The following is a 16,650-nucleotide window of genomic DNA, read 5'->3' as shown; positions in this document are numbered from 1 at the left end:
TATCCATCTCCCTAGAAGGACGCTGACGCTTGTGAATAGAAAACTGATGCTGGCAACGCTGGTCGCGATGAGTGGCAACCCGGCGATGGCCGAGGATGCGACCCCGATTGCCGCCGCTGAAACGGCTTCCGACCCGGCTGCCGAAACCCGTGAACCCAATGCGCCAGTGACGCTGGCGCCGGTGCAGGTCATTGCCGAAAAGCCGGCCGATGCCTATGTCGGCGACCTGAGCATCGGCAAGGGCTCGCTGACCATCCGGGAAACGCCGCAGTCGGCCAGCGTCATCACACGCGAACGGCTCGATGACCAGAACGTCGTCAACATCGCCGATGCCCTGAAGTTCACCACCGGCGTTACCGTGCAGCGTTTCGATGGCGCCGGGCTGTTCAACAACTATTACGTGCGCGGCTATCAGGTCGATTCGATCCAGCTCGATGGTCTGCCGTTCGGCAGCGCCGGCAACATCGTCGACAACGACCCGGCGATGTACGAGCGCATCGAGCTTCTGCGCGGCCCCGGTGGCCTGTTCCAGGGTGCCGGCGAGCCTGGCGCTTCGCTGAACCTGGTGCGCAAGCGCGCGCCGGACAAGACCCTGCTCAACGGCGCGGCCACCGTCGGTTCCTGGAACCTGTATCGCGCCGAACTCGACGGCGGCGCGCCGCTGACCGAGGACGGTTCGCTGCGCGCGCGCGGCGTCGCCGTCTACGAGACGCGCGACTCCTATCAGGACGTGGTCAATTCGCAGAAGAAGCTCGGCTACGGCACCCTGGAATACGACTTCGACAAGGCCACGACCTTGTCGGTTGGTGGCGTCATCCAGCGCGTCGATTCGGTGATCAACCAAGGCTTGCCGGCGTACATCGATGGCCGCCTGCTCGACGTGCCGCGCTCGACCTTCATCGGCGCCGACTGGAACGAGCTGGCCCCGAAAACCACTGATGTCTTCGCCGAGCTGGAGCGGCGTCTGGCCGGCGGTGGCGAGATCAAGTTCGCCGTGCGTCGTCTCGATCGCAAGGTGCTCTACAAGGTGGCGCGTGCCAACAGCGCGATCGATGCCAATGGCAACACTGCGATCCAGACCGGCGTCTACACCACCGATCGCGAAAACCTCAGCACCGATCTGTACGCCAATCTGCCGTTCGATTTCGCCGGGCACACCCACAACCTGATCGTCGGCGCCAACTGGCGCGATCAGGATCAGACCAACGACAGCTCGACATTCGCGAACAGCTACACACAGAACGTGTTCGAGCCCGATCACGCGCTTGCCGAGCCGCCGCTTCCGTACACCATGCAGGACGACGTCAAGACCACACAGTTCGGCGGCTACAGCCAGGTGCGGCTGCGGGTGCTCGATCCGCTGACCCTGGTCGCCGGCGGCCGCATCAGCTGGTGGGAATCGCGCAGCCGCAATTTCACTCAGGGCACGAGTTCCGAATACGCCGTTGATGGCCAGCTGACGCCGTTCTTCGCAGTGATCTACGACGTGCTCGAACAGGTGTCGCTGTACGCCAGCTACGCCGACATCTTCCAGCCGCAGAACGCCATTCAGGCCGACCGCACGCTGATCAAGCCGCGCACCGGTAGTCAGTACGAAACCGGCGTCAAGGCCGAATTCCTGAATCAGCGCGTGATCGCCCAGTTCGCGCTGTTCAGGCTTCAGGATCAGGACCGCGCGATCACCGATCCCACTGACATTCGGTTCTTCGTGTCGTCCGGCAAGGTGCGCAGCCAGGGCTTTGAAGCCGAGGTCACCGGCATGCTGTTGCCGGGCTGGAACCTGAGCGCCGGCTACACCAATGTCGATACCCAATATCGCGTCGGCACGGTGACGCAGGAAGGGCAGTCATTCGCGCCATTCACGCCGCGTCACTCGGCGAATTTGTGGACGCGCTACCAGATCGCCAATGGCGCGCTGCAGGGCCTGAGTTTCGGCGGTGGTCTGCGCGCGGTCAGCTCGTTTTACAGCCAGGTCGGTACGGCGCGCTTTGTTGGCGATGCCTACACCGTGCTGTCGACGCAGCTCGGCTACGAGCTGAACTCACACTGGAGCGCCAATCTCACGGTCAACAACCTGCTCGACGAGAAGTACTACGAGAAGGTCAGTTCTTCGTTTCGACAGAACTTCTACGGCGAGCCGCGCAGCTTCACCCTGGCGCTGCGGGCGAAGTTCTGAGCATGCGTCCTTCGCCGTTCTCGGTGATCACCGATGCCCGCGCGCGGGCGGTGCTGGAGCGCCTGCACGAACAGGCGCATACCCAGAATCTGCAATTGCTGCGCCACTACTTGCCGCAGTTGCCGAGACTGCTGGCCGGCTATGGCGCGCGCTGGCACAACCGCGACCTCGGCTTCTATGACGACAAATTCATCGCCATCGAAGCCGGGCAGGGCGCGTTGCTCTATCAGCTGGCGCGGGCGGCACAGGCACGGCGGATCGTCGAGTTCGGCAGCAGCTTCGGCGTCAGCACGATCTGGCTGGCCAGCGCGCTGCGCGACACCATCAACTGCGAGCCGGCCAGCCGCGGTGGCAGCGGTCGCGATGTCGTGATCGGTACCGAGATGGTTGCCGCCAAGGTGGTGGCGGCGCGTCAGCACATCGAGCAGGCTGGCCTTGGCAGCTATGTCGAGATTCGCGAAGGCGATGCCCGCGAAACCCTGCGCGCGCTCGATGGTCCGATCGACTTCGTGTTGATCGACGGCTTCCCCGATCTGGCGCTGGAAGTGCTGCAGTTGCTGACGCCGAAGCTGCGCTGCGGCGCGATCGTGGTCGCCGACAACCTCGGCACTTTCAAGTCGGCGCTCGCCGGCTATGCCGCGCACGTGCGCGATCCGGCCAACCGTTTCACCTCGCTGACGCTGCCATGGAAAGGCGGCACCGAATTTTCCATCAGGCAATGAGTGGTTCCAGAACCATAAAACCGATGTGCTTCGCCGTTGTTGCTGCACTGACCGGCTTTCCTGCGCTGGCCGAGGAGCTGCCGCCTGGGGAAGCCGCCGTCAGCGAAGCGCCCGACGACGGCGCAACGCTGGGCATCATCCGTGTGCCCGACAAGCCGATCGTGCTGCCGACGCGCGAGCCGGCGCCGGTGCGGCTCGATTCGGTGATGGTCAAGGGCGAGAAGCTCAATCGTGCCTTGGCCGACACCGCGAGTTCGGTCAGCGTCACCACCGGCAAGCAGATCGAGAACTACGGCGACCAGAACCTGTACGACCTCGCGCGCCGGGTTGCCAATGTGCTCGCCGATGACGATGGCAGCATCAGCCTGCGCGGCGTCAACAGCCTGGGCGCGCAGGGCTATGGCTCGCCCAGCAGTGCGCCGGTGATCAGCATCTATGTCGATGGCATCGCCCTGGATCCGACTGCCGTCGGTGGCAATGCCGTGGATGTTTTCGATGTCGAGCAGGTGGAAATCCTGCGCGGACCGCAATCGACCAGCCAGGGCCGCAATGCACTCGCCGGTGCGGTGGTCAGCACCACGCGTGATCCGACGCCGTACTGGGATTTGCTCGGCCGAATGCGCATTGCCACCGAAGGCTCGCGCCAGTACGCGCTGGCCGGTGGCGGACCGTTGTCGGATGCCTTCGGCTTCCGGCTGGCTGCCAATCGGGTGGAGGACGATGGTGATCTCGTCAACATCACCCGCAACGACGGCCATTGGGATCGCAGCGTCAACGAGTTGGCGCGCCTGAAACTGGCCCTTACGCCGGCTTCGATCGCCGGCCTCAAGAGCGTGGTGGCGATCAGCCGTACCCGCACCGATGCCGCGCCGGACACCCTCTTCATTGCCGACAGCGCCCGCGACAGCACGCGCCGCAAGGCGACCGACAACGAGCCCTATCGCTATATCAACGAATCGACGCTGGTGTCGTGGCGCAACGAGTACGTGCTGACGCCGGTGTTTTCGCTGAGCGGGACCACCGGCTTCATCGACACCACCGGCGATCTGGCGCAGGACTTCGATCAGACCGCACGCGACGGCGGCAGCACCACGCTTGATCTGAAAGGCCGCAACCTGTCTCAGGAGCTGCGTCTCAACGCCAAGGCCTGGGGCCGCGTCACCGGTTCCGTGGGCGTGTACGCGACGAGCTTCGAGGACCGGCGCGACTACGTGCTGCGCGATCTCCAGGTACCACTCTCTGCCGTGCTGCCGGTACCCGGCGCTGGCCAGGTGGTGGCCCGCATCGATACCACCAGCCTGGCCAGCAACAAGGGCGACAATCTGGCGCTGTTCGGCGAAGTCGATATCCAGCTGAGCGAGCCGCTGACCCTGACCCTGGGCCTGCGCTACGACCGCGAGCAGCGCGAAACCAGCGTGCTCTACAGCATCGATCGGGCCGATGCCTATCTGTTCGGCAACGAAACGGTACCCGGCATCAACGTGCTGCCGGTACTGGTTGCAGCCGATCTGCTGCCGACCACCGACGGCACGCAGCGCGCCACCGGCAAGTACAGCGCACTGCTGCCGAAGATCGGCCTGCGCTACCGGCTGGCACCGGAGTGGACCTTGTTCGCGACCTACAGCGAGGCCTATCGCGCTGGAGGCGCCGAAGTGCTGCGTGGCCAGGGCACCATCAACGAGTTCAAGCCCGAGTACACCCGCAACTACGAGGTCGGCTTCCGCGCCACGCCGTGGCAGAAGGTCGGCATCAATCTCAACGTCTATCACGTCGACTGGCGCGACCAGCAGGTGGCGACCATCGACAGCGACGATGGCTTCGACTACAGCACCAAGAACGCTGCCAACTCGGTGCTCGATGGTGCGGAACTGGAAACCCGCTGGCAGCCGCTGAGAGGGCTCGAGCTGTATCTGAGCAGCGGCTACGCGCACACCCGGTTCAAGGATTTCGTCGACAACGGCCAGGATTTCTCCGGCAATCAGTTCGTCGATGCGCCGCGCTTCAGCGGCAGTGTCGGCGGCAGTTATCGGCACCGTACCGGTGCCTTCGTGTCGCTGAGCTATAGCAGCACGGCCGCCTACTACAGCAGCCCGGCCAACGCCGCCGATGAGCGCGGCGACATCCGCCGGCTGCTCGATGCGCGGCTGGGCTATCAGGGCCAGCGGCTGGCGGCCTATCTCTACGGCCGCAATCTGCTCGATGACGACACCGTCAAGAGCAGCGTCCGGACCACCACCGGCCTGGGCATCACCGAAGAAGGACGGTTCGTCAGCTACGGCACCCTGCGGCGGCTGGGTGTGCAGTTGGAGGCGCGTTTCTGATTTGTCATCGAAACGTTGAGGCTGACGTTCAATTGCGAATACTTATCATTTAAACTTTCGCATGAGCTTGTCGAACGAAGCCGCCTGGGCAGCGGCTCGTGCCGTGTTCGTCACCACAAAAAAAACATCCGGGGAGAAGTTCGATGTCATCCAGCAAGACCTTGTCGATCAAGGCGGCCGCCGCGCTGCTCGTCGTCATCACCATTCCAGCGAATGCTGACGACACCCAGCCTGCCGATGCGCAGCCGGCGCAGTTGAATCCGGTCACCGTCACTGGCGCGCGCGATCAGTACCGCGCCACTGACGCCAGCAGCGGCGCGCTCGGTAATCTGCCGCTGATCGATACGCCGTACTCGATCAACGTGCTGAGCCGCGATCTGCTCAACAACCAGCAGGCCGCCACTTATGGCGACTACCTGAAGAACGATCCTTCGGCGACGGTCGGCAATGTGCCGGTCGGTTTTGCTTCGCTGCGTGGCTTCAGCATCGGCACTGACGGTTATCTGTATGACGGCCTGCCGGGCAATGTCGGTTTGTCCGATGGCCGCTACCAGATCAGCAACCTCGATCGGGTCGAGATCCTCAAGGGCCCGAGCGCCTTCCTGTACGGCTTGGGCGCCGCCAGCAGCGTCGGCGGTTCGATGAACTTCATTCCGAAGCGGCAGGGCGATGTGCCGGTACGCTCGGCGTCCGCCACCTACACCGGCCGGGCGTTGTTCGGCCTCAACGCCGACATCGGCGATCGCTTCGGTGCCGATCGCCAGTTCGGCTTCCGGGTGAACGTTGGCTACAAGGATGGCGAGCAGGCGGTCAAGGATGCCGACTGGACCCACAAGAGCGCCTCGCTGTCGTTCGACTGGCGCGCCGCTCCCGGCGTGACCTCGACGACCATCATCGAATACGCCAACAACCAGTTCCCACAGCTGCAGCCGTTCTTCGTGGTGGCCGCAGGCGTTGCCGTGCCGAAGCCGCCGAAGGCGACCCGCAACATCGCCCAGCCCTGGGACAATTTCGAGACCGAGGCGCGCACGCTGTATCAGCGCGTGGACTGGGAATTCGCCAAGGACTGGTCGGTGACTGCGCAGTTGCTCGACGGAGAAGATCACCGCCCGGCGACCAAGAACGCGCGCTTCGGCAGCATTTCCGACAGCAATGGCGACGCCGCACTGTTCGGCAGCATCAGCGGCTCCACCAACCGTCAGACCAGCGGCCAAGTGTTGCTGCATGGCAAGTTCGATACCGCTTTCATCCGCCATCAACTGACGTTCGGACTGAGCGGGTCGGAAGCGAAATCGCGCTTCAATGGCGATGGTTTCCTCGGCGTGTACCCGACCAATCTCTACAACCCGGTCGACGCGCCGGAACCGGATACCGTGCCGATCACGGTCGGTCTGGCCCAGAAATCGGACGCCTCGGGTGTATTGCTCAGCGACATCCTCAGCATCGGCTCGCAATGGTCGCTGCTGCTCGGTGCCCGCTATTCAAGCCTGGAGATCCGTAACTACGACACCGCGACGGACGACCTTCTGCCGCCGGTCAACAAGGTTCACAAGACCTCACCGACCGCTGCGCTGATCTACAAGCCGGTGGCCTATGCCTCGCTGTACGCGAACTACGCTCAGGGCCTGGAGCAGGGCGGCACGGCACCGATGGGCACCAGCAACGCGAACCAGGTGCTGGCACCGATCGAGACCGAACAGTTCGAGATCGGCGGCAAGCTGGAACTCGCGCGGATCACACTTACTGCGGCTCTGTTCGATATCAAGCGGCCGTTCGAGTACGTCGACACCAGTGATCCGGCGGTGCCGAACGGCACCTACGTGCAGAACGGCGAGCAGGAGCATCGCGGCTTCGAACTCGGTGCCAGCGGTGCCGCGACCGAAGACCTGAGCCTGGTCGCAGGTGTGATGCTCCTTGACCCGACGACCAAGGACACCGGCGATGCCAGCACCGAGGGCAAGCGGCCGGTCGGCGTTTCGCGGCTGGTGTCGAACCTGTTTGCCGATTACCGAGTGCGACCGCTGCCGGGTCTGTTCGTCAACGGCGGCGTCTATCACGTCGGCAGGCAGTTCCTCGACAGCGCCAACACCCAGACGGTGAAGAGCTCGACGCGCTTCGATCTCGGCATCCGCTACGAAACCCGGCTTGCCAGCCATCGCGCGGCGTTCCTGCTCGGCGTCGAGAACATCGCCGACAAGAACTACTGGGCCAACGCCCAGAGCGGCCTGCTGACCCTCGCCGAGCCGCGCACGATCAAGGCGACTCTGCGTTACGACTACTGAAACCGAGAGCGACATGTCCACTTCTCCAGCCACGTCCGCGGTACGCAGCAAGGGTCGCTTCTTTCGCGCCAACCTCTGGCTGCATCGCTGGGCCAGCCTGGTTGCCACGCCGTTCTTCCTGGTGCTGTGCATCACCGGCGCGATCCTGATCTTCCACGAGGAGATCGACGAAGCGCTGGGCTATGTGCCGGCGGTCGAGCGTGCCGGCAACGCGGCGCCGAAACCGCTGGCCGACATCGTGGCTGCCGCGCAGAAGCAGCTGCCGGAGCTGCGGCCGATCTCGGTGTTCGTCGATATCGAACATCCGGAACGAACGGTCGTCGGCATGGCACCGCTGACCGCGACCAAGCTGGAGGAAGGCAAGCCGTACTTCTACAACAGCTACAGCGGCGAGCCGCTGGGTACCACCGACTTCGAGAAAACGCCGACCGGTTTCATCCTCGAACTGCACGCCAACTGGTTTGCCGGTTTCTTCGGCCAGCTATTCGGCGGGCTGATCGCGCTGCTGGTGCTGATCTCGCTGATCTCCGGCGTTGTGGTTTACGCGCCGTACGTGCGCAAGCTGCTGTTCGGCATGATCCGGCGTGGCCGAGGCACGCGGCTGATGCAGCTCGATCTGCACAACTTCATCGGCGCGGTAGTGCTGGGCTGGGCGCTGGTGGTGACGATCACCGGCGTCGCCCTGGCGCTGGGCGGCGTCGCGCTGGCGATCTGGCAATCCACCGAGCTGAAGGAGATGGCGGGGAAGACGCCGGTCGCCGCCGATGCCGTACCGCTGGTGTTGACCGCATTGCCGGTGACCATCGACCAGGCGGTGACGGCCGCGCAGGCCGCGTTGCCGGACAAGCGCCCGTATTTCCTGATCTGGCCGGGCACCGATTTCTCCAGCCCGCGCCACTACATGATCCTGATGTCCGGCACCCAGCCCTACGACGAACGCCTGTTTGATGTCGCTCTCGTCGACGCTGTGAGCGGCCAGCTCGCCGATGCCCGTCCGCTGCCGCTGTATCTGAAGGCGATCCTGATTTCCGAGCCGCTGCATTTTGGCGACTACGGCGGCCTGCCGCTGAAGCTGCTCTGGGTCGCCTCGTCGCTGCTGACCCTGTTCATCACCGGCAACGGCGCCTGGCTATGGTGGGCGCGCCGCCGCCGCGCCGTGGCCAGAACGGCGACGGCGGTGACGCGATGAGCGCCCGTCAGGCGCTGTGGTGGCTGCTGCCTCTGAGCCCGTTGGGCATCGTCGCGATGCTGGTCGGCAATGGTCTGTGGGATTGGCTCGGCTTCGCGCTGGCGGCGATTCCGGTGCTGGCGGGCCTCTTCGTCGTGACGATCCGCCGCCGCGGCGGATCGACGCCGTCCCCCGAATCCGGTAGTCCGCGCTGATTCGGATGTCTGCATCGGTGGAAGATATTTCGAGCGGCGGCGTACACAATCGCGAGGCCGCCCGGCTCTGTTGGGAGAAGCAGGCGGCAGCTAGCGCTCATCCACCATTGCCAGGGAGCATTGCCGTGACCGTCCGATTCCTTGCTGTTGCCACGCTCGCCGTTTCCGCTATCAGCGCCGAAGCTCAGCCGCCGCTGCAAGCGCCGGCAAATTTCCTTTACTTTGGCGATTGCGCCGAGCAGACCGTATTGCTGAACTATCCGGCTTCGCGGTTTGCCGATCTGCTGCCGCCTGGTTTCACGTTCCCCGGCAATGGGCGTCGGGCGTCGGTGCATGTGTCCGGCTCGACCTGCGCCGATGGCGGCGAGGGCCGGCCGAGTGACGAGGTGATTTCCTTCGTCGAGGTGGTGCCGCCGCTGGCGCTGCAGGCGGACGGCATCCTGGCTTACGGCATCTTTCTGGGTGCGATCACCGAAAGCACGAAGACCGCCGCCGGTTTTGCGGCGCTCGGTTTCGGTGATCTGGTCGAGCTGGGCATGGTCGATGTCAGCGTCAAGACCTTGCTCGGCACCCGCAGCGGCAAGACCCAGGCGGCCGGCCCGCGGACTCGCTTGAACACCAGCACGGTGGTGACCGGTCCGGTGCTGAAGTTCGCGGCGGCCTCCGCACGTTTGTTCCGGGTAGAGAACAAGGTGGTGACCGCGGTGATCGAAGGCCATTACAGCGCGCAGAACGCCAAGATCGGCACCGGCACGGTGCTGCAGGCCAAGGGCGGATTTCTGCCTTTGCCGCTGCCGCTCGGTGTCGGTGTGGCCAGCCATGCCTACGGGTATGACCTGAGCATCGAGCCGGTCACGCTGCCGTGAATCCTTGAACGCGCGCGACGGCCAACAAGTCGTCGCGCGCTGACTCGCCGTGACGCAAAACCGTCGCGATCGCGTCTGGTCCGGAACTTGTAAATGTCCCCTCGTCCGCCGGATTCCGGCATGCGAAAGACGGGGCCAGACGATGAATTCAGCACTCTGGGTTGCCAAGACCGGGCTCGATGCCCAGGCCACGCGAATGAGCGTGGTGTCGAACAATCTCGCCAACGTCAACACCACCGGCTTCAAGCGCGGCCGTGCGGCGTTCGAGGATCTGCTCTATCAAACGGTGCGCCAGCCCGGCGGCCAGACCACGCAGTCGACGCAGGCGCCTACCGGTTTGACGCTCGGCACCGGCGTCCGTGTGGTCGCCACCGACAAGCAGTTCACCCAGGGCAACATGCAGCAGACCAACAACTCGCTGGATGTCGCGATCAATGGTCGCGGCTTCTTTCAGGTGCTGCAGCCGGACGGCAGCACTGCCTACAGCCGTGACGGCAGCTTCCAGCTGAACAGCCAGGGTGAACTGGTGACGGCGGCCGGCTACACGATCCAGCCCGGCATCACGGTGCCGCCGAACGCGCTGTCGGTGACCATCGGAACCGATGGCACGGTGTCGGCGCAGTTGCCAGGCCAGGCTGCCGGCCAGCAGATCGGTTCGCTGACGGTCGCCGATTTCGTCAATCCGGCCGGCCTGCAGGCAGTGGGCGGCAACCTCTATGTGGAAACCGCATCTTCGGGCGCGCCGCAGGTCGGCACGCCGGGCCTGAACGGCACCGGCTCGCTGCAGCAGGGCGCGCTGGAAGCCTCGAACGTCAATGTCGTCGAGGAGCTGGTCAACATGATCGAGACGCAGCGCGCCTACGAGATGAACTCGAAAGCGATCTCGACCACCGACCAGATGCTGCAGTACATCGGCCAGAACCTGTGATCGCTGTCCGCGCCCTGATGCTGACCTCGGCGCTGCTGCTCGGTGCCTGCAGCTCGATGTCGCCGAGAGTCTCGCTCGGCGAAGAGCGCCCGCAGCCGGTGCCGATTCCCTTGCCGCAAGGCATGCCGAGCGAAGGCGCGATCTACAGCGATGGCCAGTCGATCGCCCTGTTCGAGGACGCCAAGGCGCGAAACGTCGGCGATCTGATCACCATTCTGCTGATCGAAAAGACCCAGGCGCAGAAGAGCGCCGAAACCAATACCTCGAAATCATCGAAGGTCGATCTCACCGACATCTCGGTGTTCGGCAAGTCGGTCGGCGTCAACACCGGCATCGCCGGCACTCGCAGCGCCAATGGCAGCGGCGATTCCAAGCAGAGCAACAGCCTCGACGGCAGCATCACCGCGGTGGTCGTCGGCCGCCTGCCGAACGGGCTGCTGCAGATCCGTGGCGAGAAGCAGGTCGAGCTGAATCAGGGCTCGGAAACCCTGTTCATCGACGGCGTCATCCGCCCGGTCGACATCCTCAGCAACAACACCGTGTCTTCCGATCGCGTCGGCAACGCCCGCGTCTCTTACAAGGGCCGCGGCGCGCTGGCCGATGCCAACTCCCAGGGCTGGCTGACGCGCTTCTTCAACTCCCCGTGGTTCCCGTTCTGATCGCCGAAGGCAGGCACTCCATGTCCATGCGCACTGCGTTCCACCTCATCGCCCTGCTCAGCTTGCTGATGGCGATTGCCACTCTGAACGTGGCCCGCGCCGAGCGCGTGAAGGATCTGGCGACGGTTGCCGGCGTGCGCTCGAATCCGCTGATCGGCTACGGCCTGGTGGTCGGTCTCGATGGCACCGGCGATCAGACTTCGCAGGCACCGTTCACCGTGCAGAGCCTGAAAGCGATGCTTGCCCAGCTCGGCGTCACCGTGCCGCCGGGTGTCAATCCGCAGCTGAAGAATGTTGCCGCGGTGGCGATCAACGCCGAGCTGCCGCCGTTCGCGAAGCCGGGCCAGACGATCGACATCACCGTGTCGTCGATCGCCAACTCCGGTTCCCTGCGCGGCGGCACCTTGCTGATGGCGCCGTTGAAAGGCGCTGACGGTCAGGTCTATGCCATCGCCCAGGGCAATGTCGTGGTCGGTGGCCTCGGCGTGTCGGCCAAGGATGGCTCGCGAGTGACGATCAATGTGCCGAGTGCCGGCCGGGTGCCAGGCGGTGCAACGGTCGAACGCGCGGTGCCGGCCACCTTCGGCGCCAGCCCGGAACTGCGGCTGGATCTGCGGACTTCCGATTTCACGACGGCGACTCGTCTGGCCACCGGCATCAACAGCGCGCTCGGCTCCGAACTGGCGCGGGCGATCGACCCGGTGACGGTCTCGGTGGTCGCGCCGGCCGATGCCAACGCCAGAGTCGCGTTCCTGTCGCAACTCGAAAACCTCGACATCACGCCCGGCGATGCGCCGGCCCGAGTGATCGTCAACTCGCGCACCGGCACCGTGGTGATCTCCAGCGCCGTGCGCGTGCTGCCGGCGGCGGTCTCGCATGGCTCCTTGAGCGTGACGATCAGCGAGAAGCCCGAGGTCAGCCAGCCGGAAGCGTTCTCGAAAGGCCAGACCGTGGTGGTGCCGCGCTCGCAGATCGAAGTCACCTCCAGCGGCCGCCCGGCCTTCGTGTTCGATGGCGGCGCCAATCTCGACGACATCGTTCGCGCGATCAATCAGGTTGGGGCAGCACCCGGCGATCTGGTCGCGATCCTCGAGGCGCTGCGTGCCGCCGGTGCGTTGCGTGCCGAGCTGGTGATCATCTGATGAGCAGCGCGGCCCCAGCACCAGGCATCAATACGACGGACTTCGGCCAGTTCGCCAAGCTGCGTTCGGGTGCCAAGGACCGTGATCCGGAAACGATCAAGCAGGTCGCGCGTCAGTTCGAAGCGCTGTTCACCCAGATGCTGCTCAAGGCTTCGCACAGCGACGATACGGCGAGCAACGATCTGCTCGGCGGTTCCGGCAGCGATACCTATCGCGACATCTACGATCAGCAGATGGCCGCGCAATTGTCGTCCGGCAAGGGCCTGGGGCTCGCGGACCTGCTGGCGCGTCAATTGATTGGCGCGCAAACGCCGGGCACCGAAAGCGCGACGGCGCCAACGGGTCTGCGCGGCCGCAGCGCTGCGACTTCGGCAACGAGCGTGGCACCGGTCAGCGGCAAGGCTGCCGAATCCGCCGACGCCTTCGTCGACGAGATCACCCCGTTCGCCGAGAAGGCCGCGAAGGAACTCGGCATTCCGGCGCGCGTGCTGGTGGCGCAGGCGGCGCACGAAACCGGCTGGGGCAAGCGCCAGATCAAGAATGCCGATAGCACGGACAGCCACAACCTGTTCGGCATCAAGGCCAGCCGCGGCTGGGAAGGTGCGACGACCAACACCACCACGCACGAATACGTGAAGGGCGAGCGGAGAGTCGAACGCGCCGAATTCCGTTCGTACAAGTCGGTCGGCGAAGCCTTCGAGGATTACGTGTCCTTCGTTAAGGACAACCCGCGTTATGCCGAAGCGCTGAAGCATGGCGGCAGCGGGGAACAGTACCTGCAAGGTCTGCAGCAAGCCGGTTATGCCACCGACCCGGCCTACGCGCAGAAGATCGCGCGAGTCGCTTACGGACGCACGATGTCGGCCACGCTGGATGCGTCGCCGGCACGCCCCGGCATGAGCTCTGGCAACACCTGGGAGACCTGAGATGGCGGACATCCTCGGCATCGGCATTTCGGCACTGCTAGCGAACCGCAGCGGCCTGGATGTCACCGGCCACAACATCGCCAACGTCAACACCGCTGGCTATTCACGCCAGCGGCTCGATACCACCAACGCCGTCGGTGCGGTCACCACCTACGGCTATGCCGGCAATGGCGTGACTGTACGCGGCGTCGAGCGGCTGTCGGACAAATTCGTCTTTGCCCGCGAGATCGCCGGCGCGGCTTCGTACTCGCGAATCGAAACCTTCACCACCGAAGCGAAGCGCAGCGATGCACTGCTCTCCGATGCCACCACCGGCCTCGGCACGCCGCTGAGCAGCTTCTTCGACAGCCTCAGCGTGATGGCGACCACGCCGTCATCGAGCGCCACCCGGCAGACCGTGCTCAGCGCCGCCGATGCCCTGGCCGGCCGCTTCAACGATCTGCAGAGCCAGCTTGATTCCGATGAGCACTCGATCAACTCGCGAGTGACGCAGACCGTCACCGAAATCAACAACTACGCCGGCACCATCGCCCAGCTCAACGAGCGCATCGCCCAGGCGATCGGCAGCTCCGGCGGCAAGATTCCCAACGATCTCGTCGATCAGCGCGATCAGGCCGTGCGTGATCTGGCGGATCGCGTTTCGGTAACCACCGTCGAGCAGGACAACGGCGCGCTGAACGTGTTCGTCGCCAACGGCCAGAGCCTGGTCGTCGGCACCCAGGCCACGCAGCTCGGTACCGCGCCGAACGAGTTCGATTCCGGGCGCGTGGAAGTGACCGTGCCGGGCGGGGCGGTGATCAGCGGCCAGGTCGGCGGTGGCAGCCTCGGCGGCCTGCTCGATGCGCGCCGCGAAGTGCTCGATCCGGCGCGCGAGAAGCTGGGCCGCATCGCCATCTCGCTGTCCGAAGCGGTCAACGCGCAGCAGGCGCAGGGCGTCGATCAGAACGGCAACTTTGGCCAGCCGCTGTTCGCGCCGCTGGCGGGCACCGCGCCGGCGTCCTACCGCAACACCGGAAGCGCTGCAGTCAACGTTGGCTTCAGCGATGCGACCCAGCTCGATGGCCGCGCCTACCAGCTCAGCTACAACGGCAGCGCCTGGTCGCTGACCGATGCCGCCAGCGGTTCGGCTGTGCCATTCACCGGCAGCGGCACCACGGCCGATCCCTTCGTCGCCAAGGGTTTGAGCCTGAGCGTCACGCCGGGCGCCGCTGCCGGCGACAAGTTCCTGGTCCAGCCTGGCCGCCGTGCCGCCGGACAGTTGCAGGTGGCGCTGACCAATCCCTCGCAGCTCGCCGCTGCCGCGCCGATCAAGGCCAGTGCCACGGTCGGCAATCTCGGCAGCGGCAAGATCACCGCGGGCGAGGTCGTCGACGTTTCCAATCCGAACCTGCGCACGCCGGCCCAGATCCAGTTCACCAGCGCCAGCACCTATTCGATCAACGGCAGCGGCAGTTATGCCTACACCGCCGGCAGCGACATCAGCGTCAATGGCTGGAAAGTCGCGATCAGTGGAGCGCCTTCGAGCGGCGACAGTTTCAGCGTCGGCCCTACCGGCGCCAACAGCGGTGACGATCGCAATGCCCGCCTGCTGTCCGGTATTGCCACGAAAACGCTGCTCGACGGCGGCCTCAATACGCTGACCGCGGCCAATGGTCAGCTGGTGCAGCAGGTCGGCTCCAGCGCTCAGACCGCACAACTGCAGCTCGATGCCCAGACTTCGCTGCAGGCGCAGACGATCACCGAGCGCAATGCGCTGTCCGGTGTGAATCTCGATGAAGAGGCGGCCGACCTGCTGCGCTATCAGCAGGCTTATCAGGCCGCTGCCCAGATCATTTCCGTTGCCAGCACGGTGTTCGATTCGCTGCTCGCGGCAACGCGTCGCTGAAGGAGAGACACATGAGAGTCTCGACCGCTGATTTCTATCGCCAGAGCATCGCCTCGCTGCAGCGTCAGCAATCGCTGGCCCTGGCAACGCAGAACCAGTTGTCGTCCGGCAAGAAGCTGCTGACCGGTGCGGACGATCCCACCGGTGCCGCGCACGGCTTGTCGCTCGACCAGACCCTGAGCGCCAACCAGCGCTACACCTCGAACACCCAGGCGGTATCCGAACGCCTAGGCTTCGAAGAAAACGCGTTGTCCGGCGCCAGCGAAACCCTGAACCGGATTCGTGAGCGGGTGCTGCAGGGCAATGGCGGAACGCTTGGCGATTCCGATCGCAAGAGCCTTGCGGCCGACGTTCGCCAGTCGCTCGATCAATTGCTGAGCTACGCCAACGCCGCGGACGGCGAGGGCCGCTATCTGTTCGCCGGCAGTAATGACGCTTCGGCGCCGTTCTCGCTGACCAGCGGCGGCACCCAGTTCAGCGGCGATGACGTCATCCGCCAGATCCAGATCGGCCCGAACCGCGCCGTGCAATCCAGCGATGGCGGTGCCGAAGTGTTCCTGCGTCACGTCTCCGGCAACGGCAACTTCAGCATCGCCGCCACTGCCGCCAACACCGGCACGGCGACGATCGCGTCGAGCAAGGTTTACGACTCATCGGCCTGGGATGGCGGCAGCTACTCGGTCAGCTTCAGTGCCGGCAACTACTCGGTGACCGACGCCAGCAACAACGTCGTTTCGAGCGGCGCTTATACGGCCGGCAGCAGCATCCGCTTCCGCGGCGTCGATCTGACCATCACCGGCGAGCCGGCCGATGGCGACTCCTTCAGCGTTGCGCCGAGCAGCCAGAAAGACATCTTCCAGACCATCCGCGATCTCGCCACCCTGCTGGAAACACCCACCGCCACCGATCCCGCACTGCGCGCCAAGGTGCAGACCGGCATGCTCGAAAACCTGTCGTCACTGGAAACGGCGCAGAACCGGATCATCGACGTGCGCGCCTCGCTGGGCGCGCGGCTGGTCGCCGCAGACGACGCCAACAACCAGCTGTCCTCACAGGCCGTGAAAGTGCAGGACGCGCTGTCCGGCCTGCGCGACATCGACTACGCCGAAGCCGCCGGCCGCCTCACGCAACAACTCACCGGCCTGCAGGCTGCGCAGCAGTCGTTTGCGAAGATTCAGGGTTTGAGTTTGTTCGACTATCTGCGTTGAGCGTGGCGGTTGAACTGAGTTAGGCGTACTCGCGCCAATCGGTCGGCCGTATCTCGTTTGCGCAGGCGGTAGCGCTTGCTGGGAGAAGCGATGTACCGTCTGTTCTAGGCCACTCCCCGCGTGGCTTTACGAGCTTGGAACGCATGCAGCGC

Annotated in this window: 13 protein-coding genes; all 13 read left to right on the top strand. The window is 64.9% G+C overall.

Annotated elements, in window-relative coordinates; all coding sequences use genetic code 11:
- Window positions 1-31: 31 nt before the first annotated feature.
- The 13 genes from G513_RS22950 to flgL all read left to right on the top strand — a co-directional run bounded on the left by G513_RS22950 (window position 32) and on the right by flgL (window position 16,498).
- A complete protein-coding gene (locus tag G513_RS22950; protein WP_156891655.1) occupies window positions 32-2,176 on the top strand; it encodes a TonB-dependent siderophore receptor in 2,145 nt (714 codons plus the stop codon).
- Window positions 2,177-2,178: 2 nt separating this feature from the next.
- Window positions 2,179-2,898: an O-methyltransferase gene (locus tag G513_RS0113210; protein ID WP_022977325.1), complete on the top strand. Its 720-nt coding sequence runs from the start codon at window positions 2,179-2,181 to the stop codon at window positions 2,896-2,898.
- A 23-nt stretch (window positions 2,899-2,921) separates the two neighbouring features.
- Complete coding sequence (locus tag G513_RS0113205; RefSeq protein WP_022977324.1) at window positions 2,922-5,219, top strand: TonB-dependent receptor; 2,298 nt, start codon at window positions 2,922-2,924, stop codon at window positions 5,217-5,219.
- Between the two features lie 143 nt (window positions 5,220-5,362).
- On the top strand, window positions 5,363-7,501 hold the full coding sequence (locus G513_RS0113200) for a TonB-dependent siderophore receptor (RefSeq protein WP_022977323.1): 2,139 nt from the start codon (window positions 5,363-5,365) through the stop codon (window positions 7,499-7,501).
- A gap of 13 nt (window positions 7,502-7,514) precedes the next feature.
- Window positions 7,515-8,690 (top strand): PepSY-associated TM helix domain-containing protein, encoded by a 1,176-nt coding sequence (locus G513_RS22945; RefSeq protein WP_022977322.1) that lies wholly within the window; start codon window positions 7,515-7,517, stop codon window positions 8,688-8,690.
- A complete protein-coding gene (locus tag G513_RS24990) occupies window positions 8,687-8,884 on the top strand; it encodes a hypothetical protein (RefSeq protein WP_156891653.1) in 198 nt (65 codons plus the stop codon). The genes G513_RS22945 and G513_RS24990 overlap by 4 nt, the downstream gene beginning before the upstream one ends.
- 125 nt (window positions 8,885-9,009) lie before the next feature.
- Window positions 9,010-9,750, top strand: coding sequence for a hypothetical protein (locus G513_RS0113185; protein ID WP_022977320.1), 741 nt, complete (start codon window positions 9,010-9,012; stop codon window positions 9,748-9,750).
- 142 nt (window positions 9,751-9,892) lie between these two features.
- Window positions 9,893-10,678, top strand: coding sequence for a flagellar basal-body rod protein FlgG (flgG, locus tag G513_RS0113180; protein WP_022977319.1), 786 nt, complete (start codon window positions 9,893-9,895; stop codon window positions 10,676-10,678).
- Window positions 10,675-11,337 carry a flagellar basal body L-ring protein FlgH gene (locus tag G513_RS0113175; protein WP_022977318.1) on the top strand — a complete coding sequence of 221 codons (663 nt, stop codon included), beginning with the start codon at window positions 10,675-10,677 and terminating at the stop codon, window positions 11,335-11,337. The genes flgG and G513_RS0113175 overlap by 4 nt, the downstream gene beginning before the upstream one ends.
- A gap of 20 nt (window positions 11,338-11,357) precedes the next feature.
- Window positions 11,358-12,479, top strand: coding sequence for a flagellar basal body P-ring protein FlgI (locus G513_RS0113170; RefSeq protein WP_022977317.1), 1,122 nt, complete (start codon window positions 11,358-11,360; stop codon window positions 12,477-12,479).
- Complete coding sequence (gene flgJ / locus G513_RS22935) at window positions 12,479-13,405, top strand: flagellar assembly peptidoglycan hydrolase FlgJ (RefSeq protein WP_022977316.1); 927 nt, start codon at window positions 12,479-12,481, stop codon at window positions 13,403-13,405. The genes G513_RS0113170 and flgJ overlap by 1 nt, the downstream gene beginning before the upstream one ends.
- A gap of 1 nt (window position 13,406) precedes the next feature.
- Complete coding sequence (gene flgK / locus G513_RS0113160) at window positions 13,407-15,290, top strand: flagellar hook-associated protein FlgK (RefSeq protein WP_022977315.1); 1,884 nt, start codon at window positions 13,407-13,409, stop codon at window positions 15,288-15,290.
- 11 nt (window positions 15,291-15,301) lie between these two features.
- Entirely contained in the window at window positions 15,302-16,498 is a 1,197-nt protein-coding gene (gene flgL / locus G513_RS0113155; protein WP_022977314.1) for a flagellar hook-associated protein FlgL, read from the top strand.
- Window positions 16,499-16,650 lie beyond the last annotated feature (152 nt).

This window comes from Nevskia ramosa DSM 11499, assembly GCF_000420645.1.
Lineage (GTDB): Bacteria > Pseudomonadota > Gammaproteobacteria > Nevskiales > Nevskiaceae > Nevskia > Nevskia ramosa.
Note: the sequence above shows the minus strand (reverse complement) of the source record. Positions and strands in the feature narration are given on the sequence as shown.

What these genes read in the sequence shown, in the direction of transcription:
- G513_RS0113210 (WP_022977325.1), top strand. Translation starts at nt 2,179, where the DNA reads ATGCGTCCTTCGCCGTTCTCGGTGATCACCGATGCCCGCGCGCGGGCG.
- flgK (WP_022977315.1), top strand. Translation starts at nt 13,407, where the DNA reads ATGGCGGACATCCTCGGCATCGGCATTTCGGCACTGCTAGCGAACCGC.
- G513_RS24990 (WP_156891653.1), top strand. Translation starts at nt 8,687, where the DNA reads ATGAGCGCCCGTCAGGCGCTGTGGTGGCTGCTGCCTCTGAGCCCGTTG.
- flgL (WP_022977314.1), top strand. Translation starts at nt 15,302, where the DNA reads ATGAGAGTCTCGACCGCTGATTTCTATCGCCAGAGCATCGCCTCGCTG.
- flgG (WP_022977319.1), top strand. Translation starts at nt 9,893, where the DNA reads ATGAATTCAGCACTCTGGGTTGCCAAGACCGGGCTCGATGCCCAGGCC.
- flgJ (WP_022977316.1), top strand. Translation starts at nt 12,479, where the DNA reads ATGAGCAGCGCGGCCCCAGCACCAGGCATCAATACGACGGACTTCGGC.
- G513_RS0113205 (WP_022977324.1), top strand. Translation starts at nt 2,922, where the DNA reads ATGTGCTTCGCCGTTGTTGCTGCACTGACCGGCTTTCCTGCGCTGGCC.
- G513_RS22945 (WP_022977322.1), top strand. Translation starts at nt 7,515, where the DNA reads ATGTCCACTTCTCCAGCCACGTCCGCGGTACGCAGCAAGGGTCGCTTC.
- G513_RS0113200 (WP_022977323.1), top strand. Translation starts at nt 5,363, where the DNA reads ATGTCATCCAGCAAGACCTTGTCGATCAAGGCGGCCGCCGCGCTGCTC.
- G513_RS0113170 (WP_022977317.1), top strand. Translation starts at nt 11,358, where the DNA reads ATGTCCATGCGCACTGCGTTCCACCTCATCGCCCTGCTCAGCTTGCTG.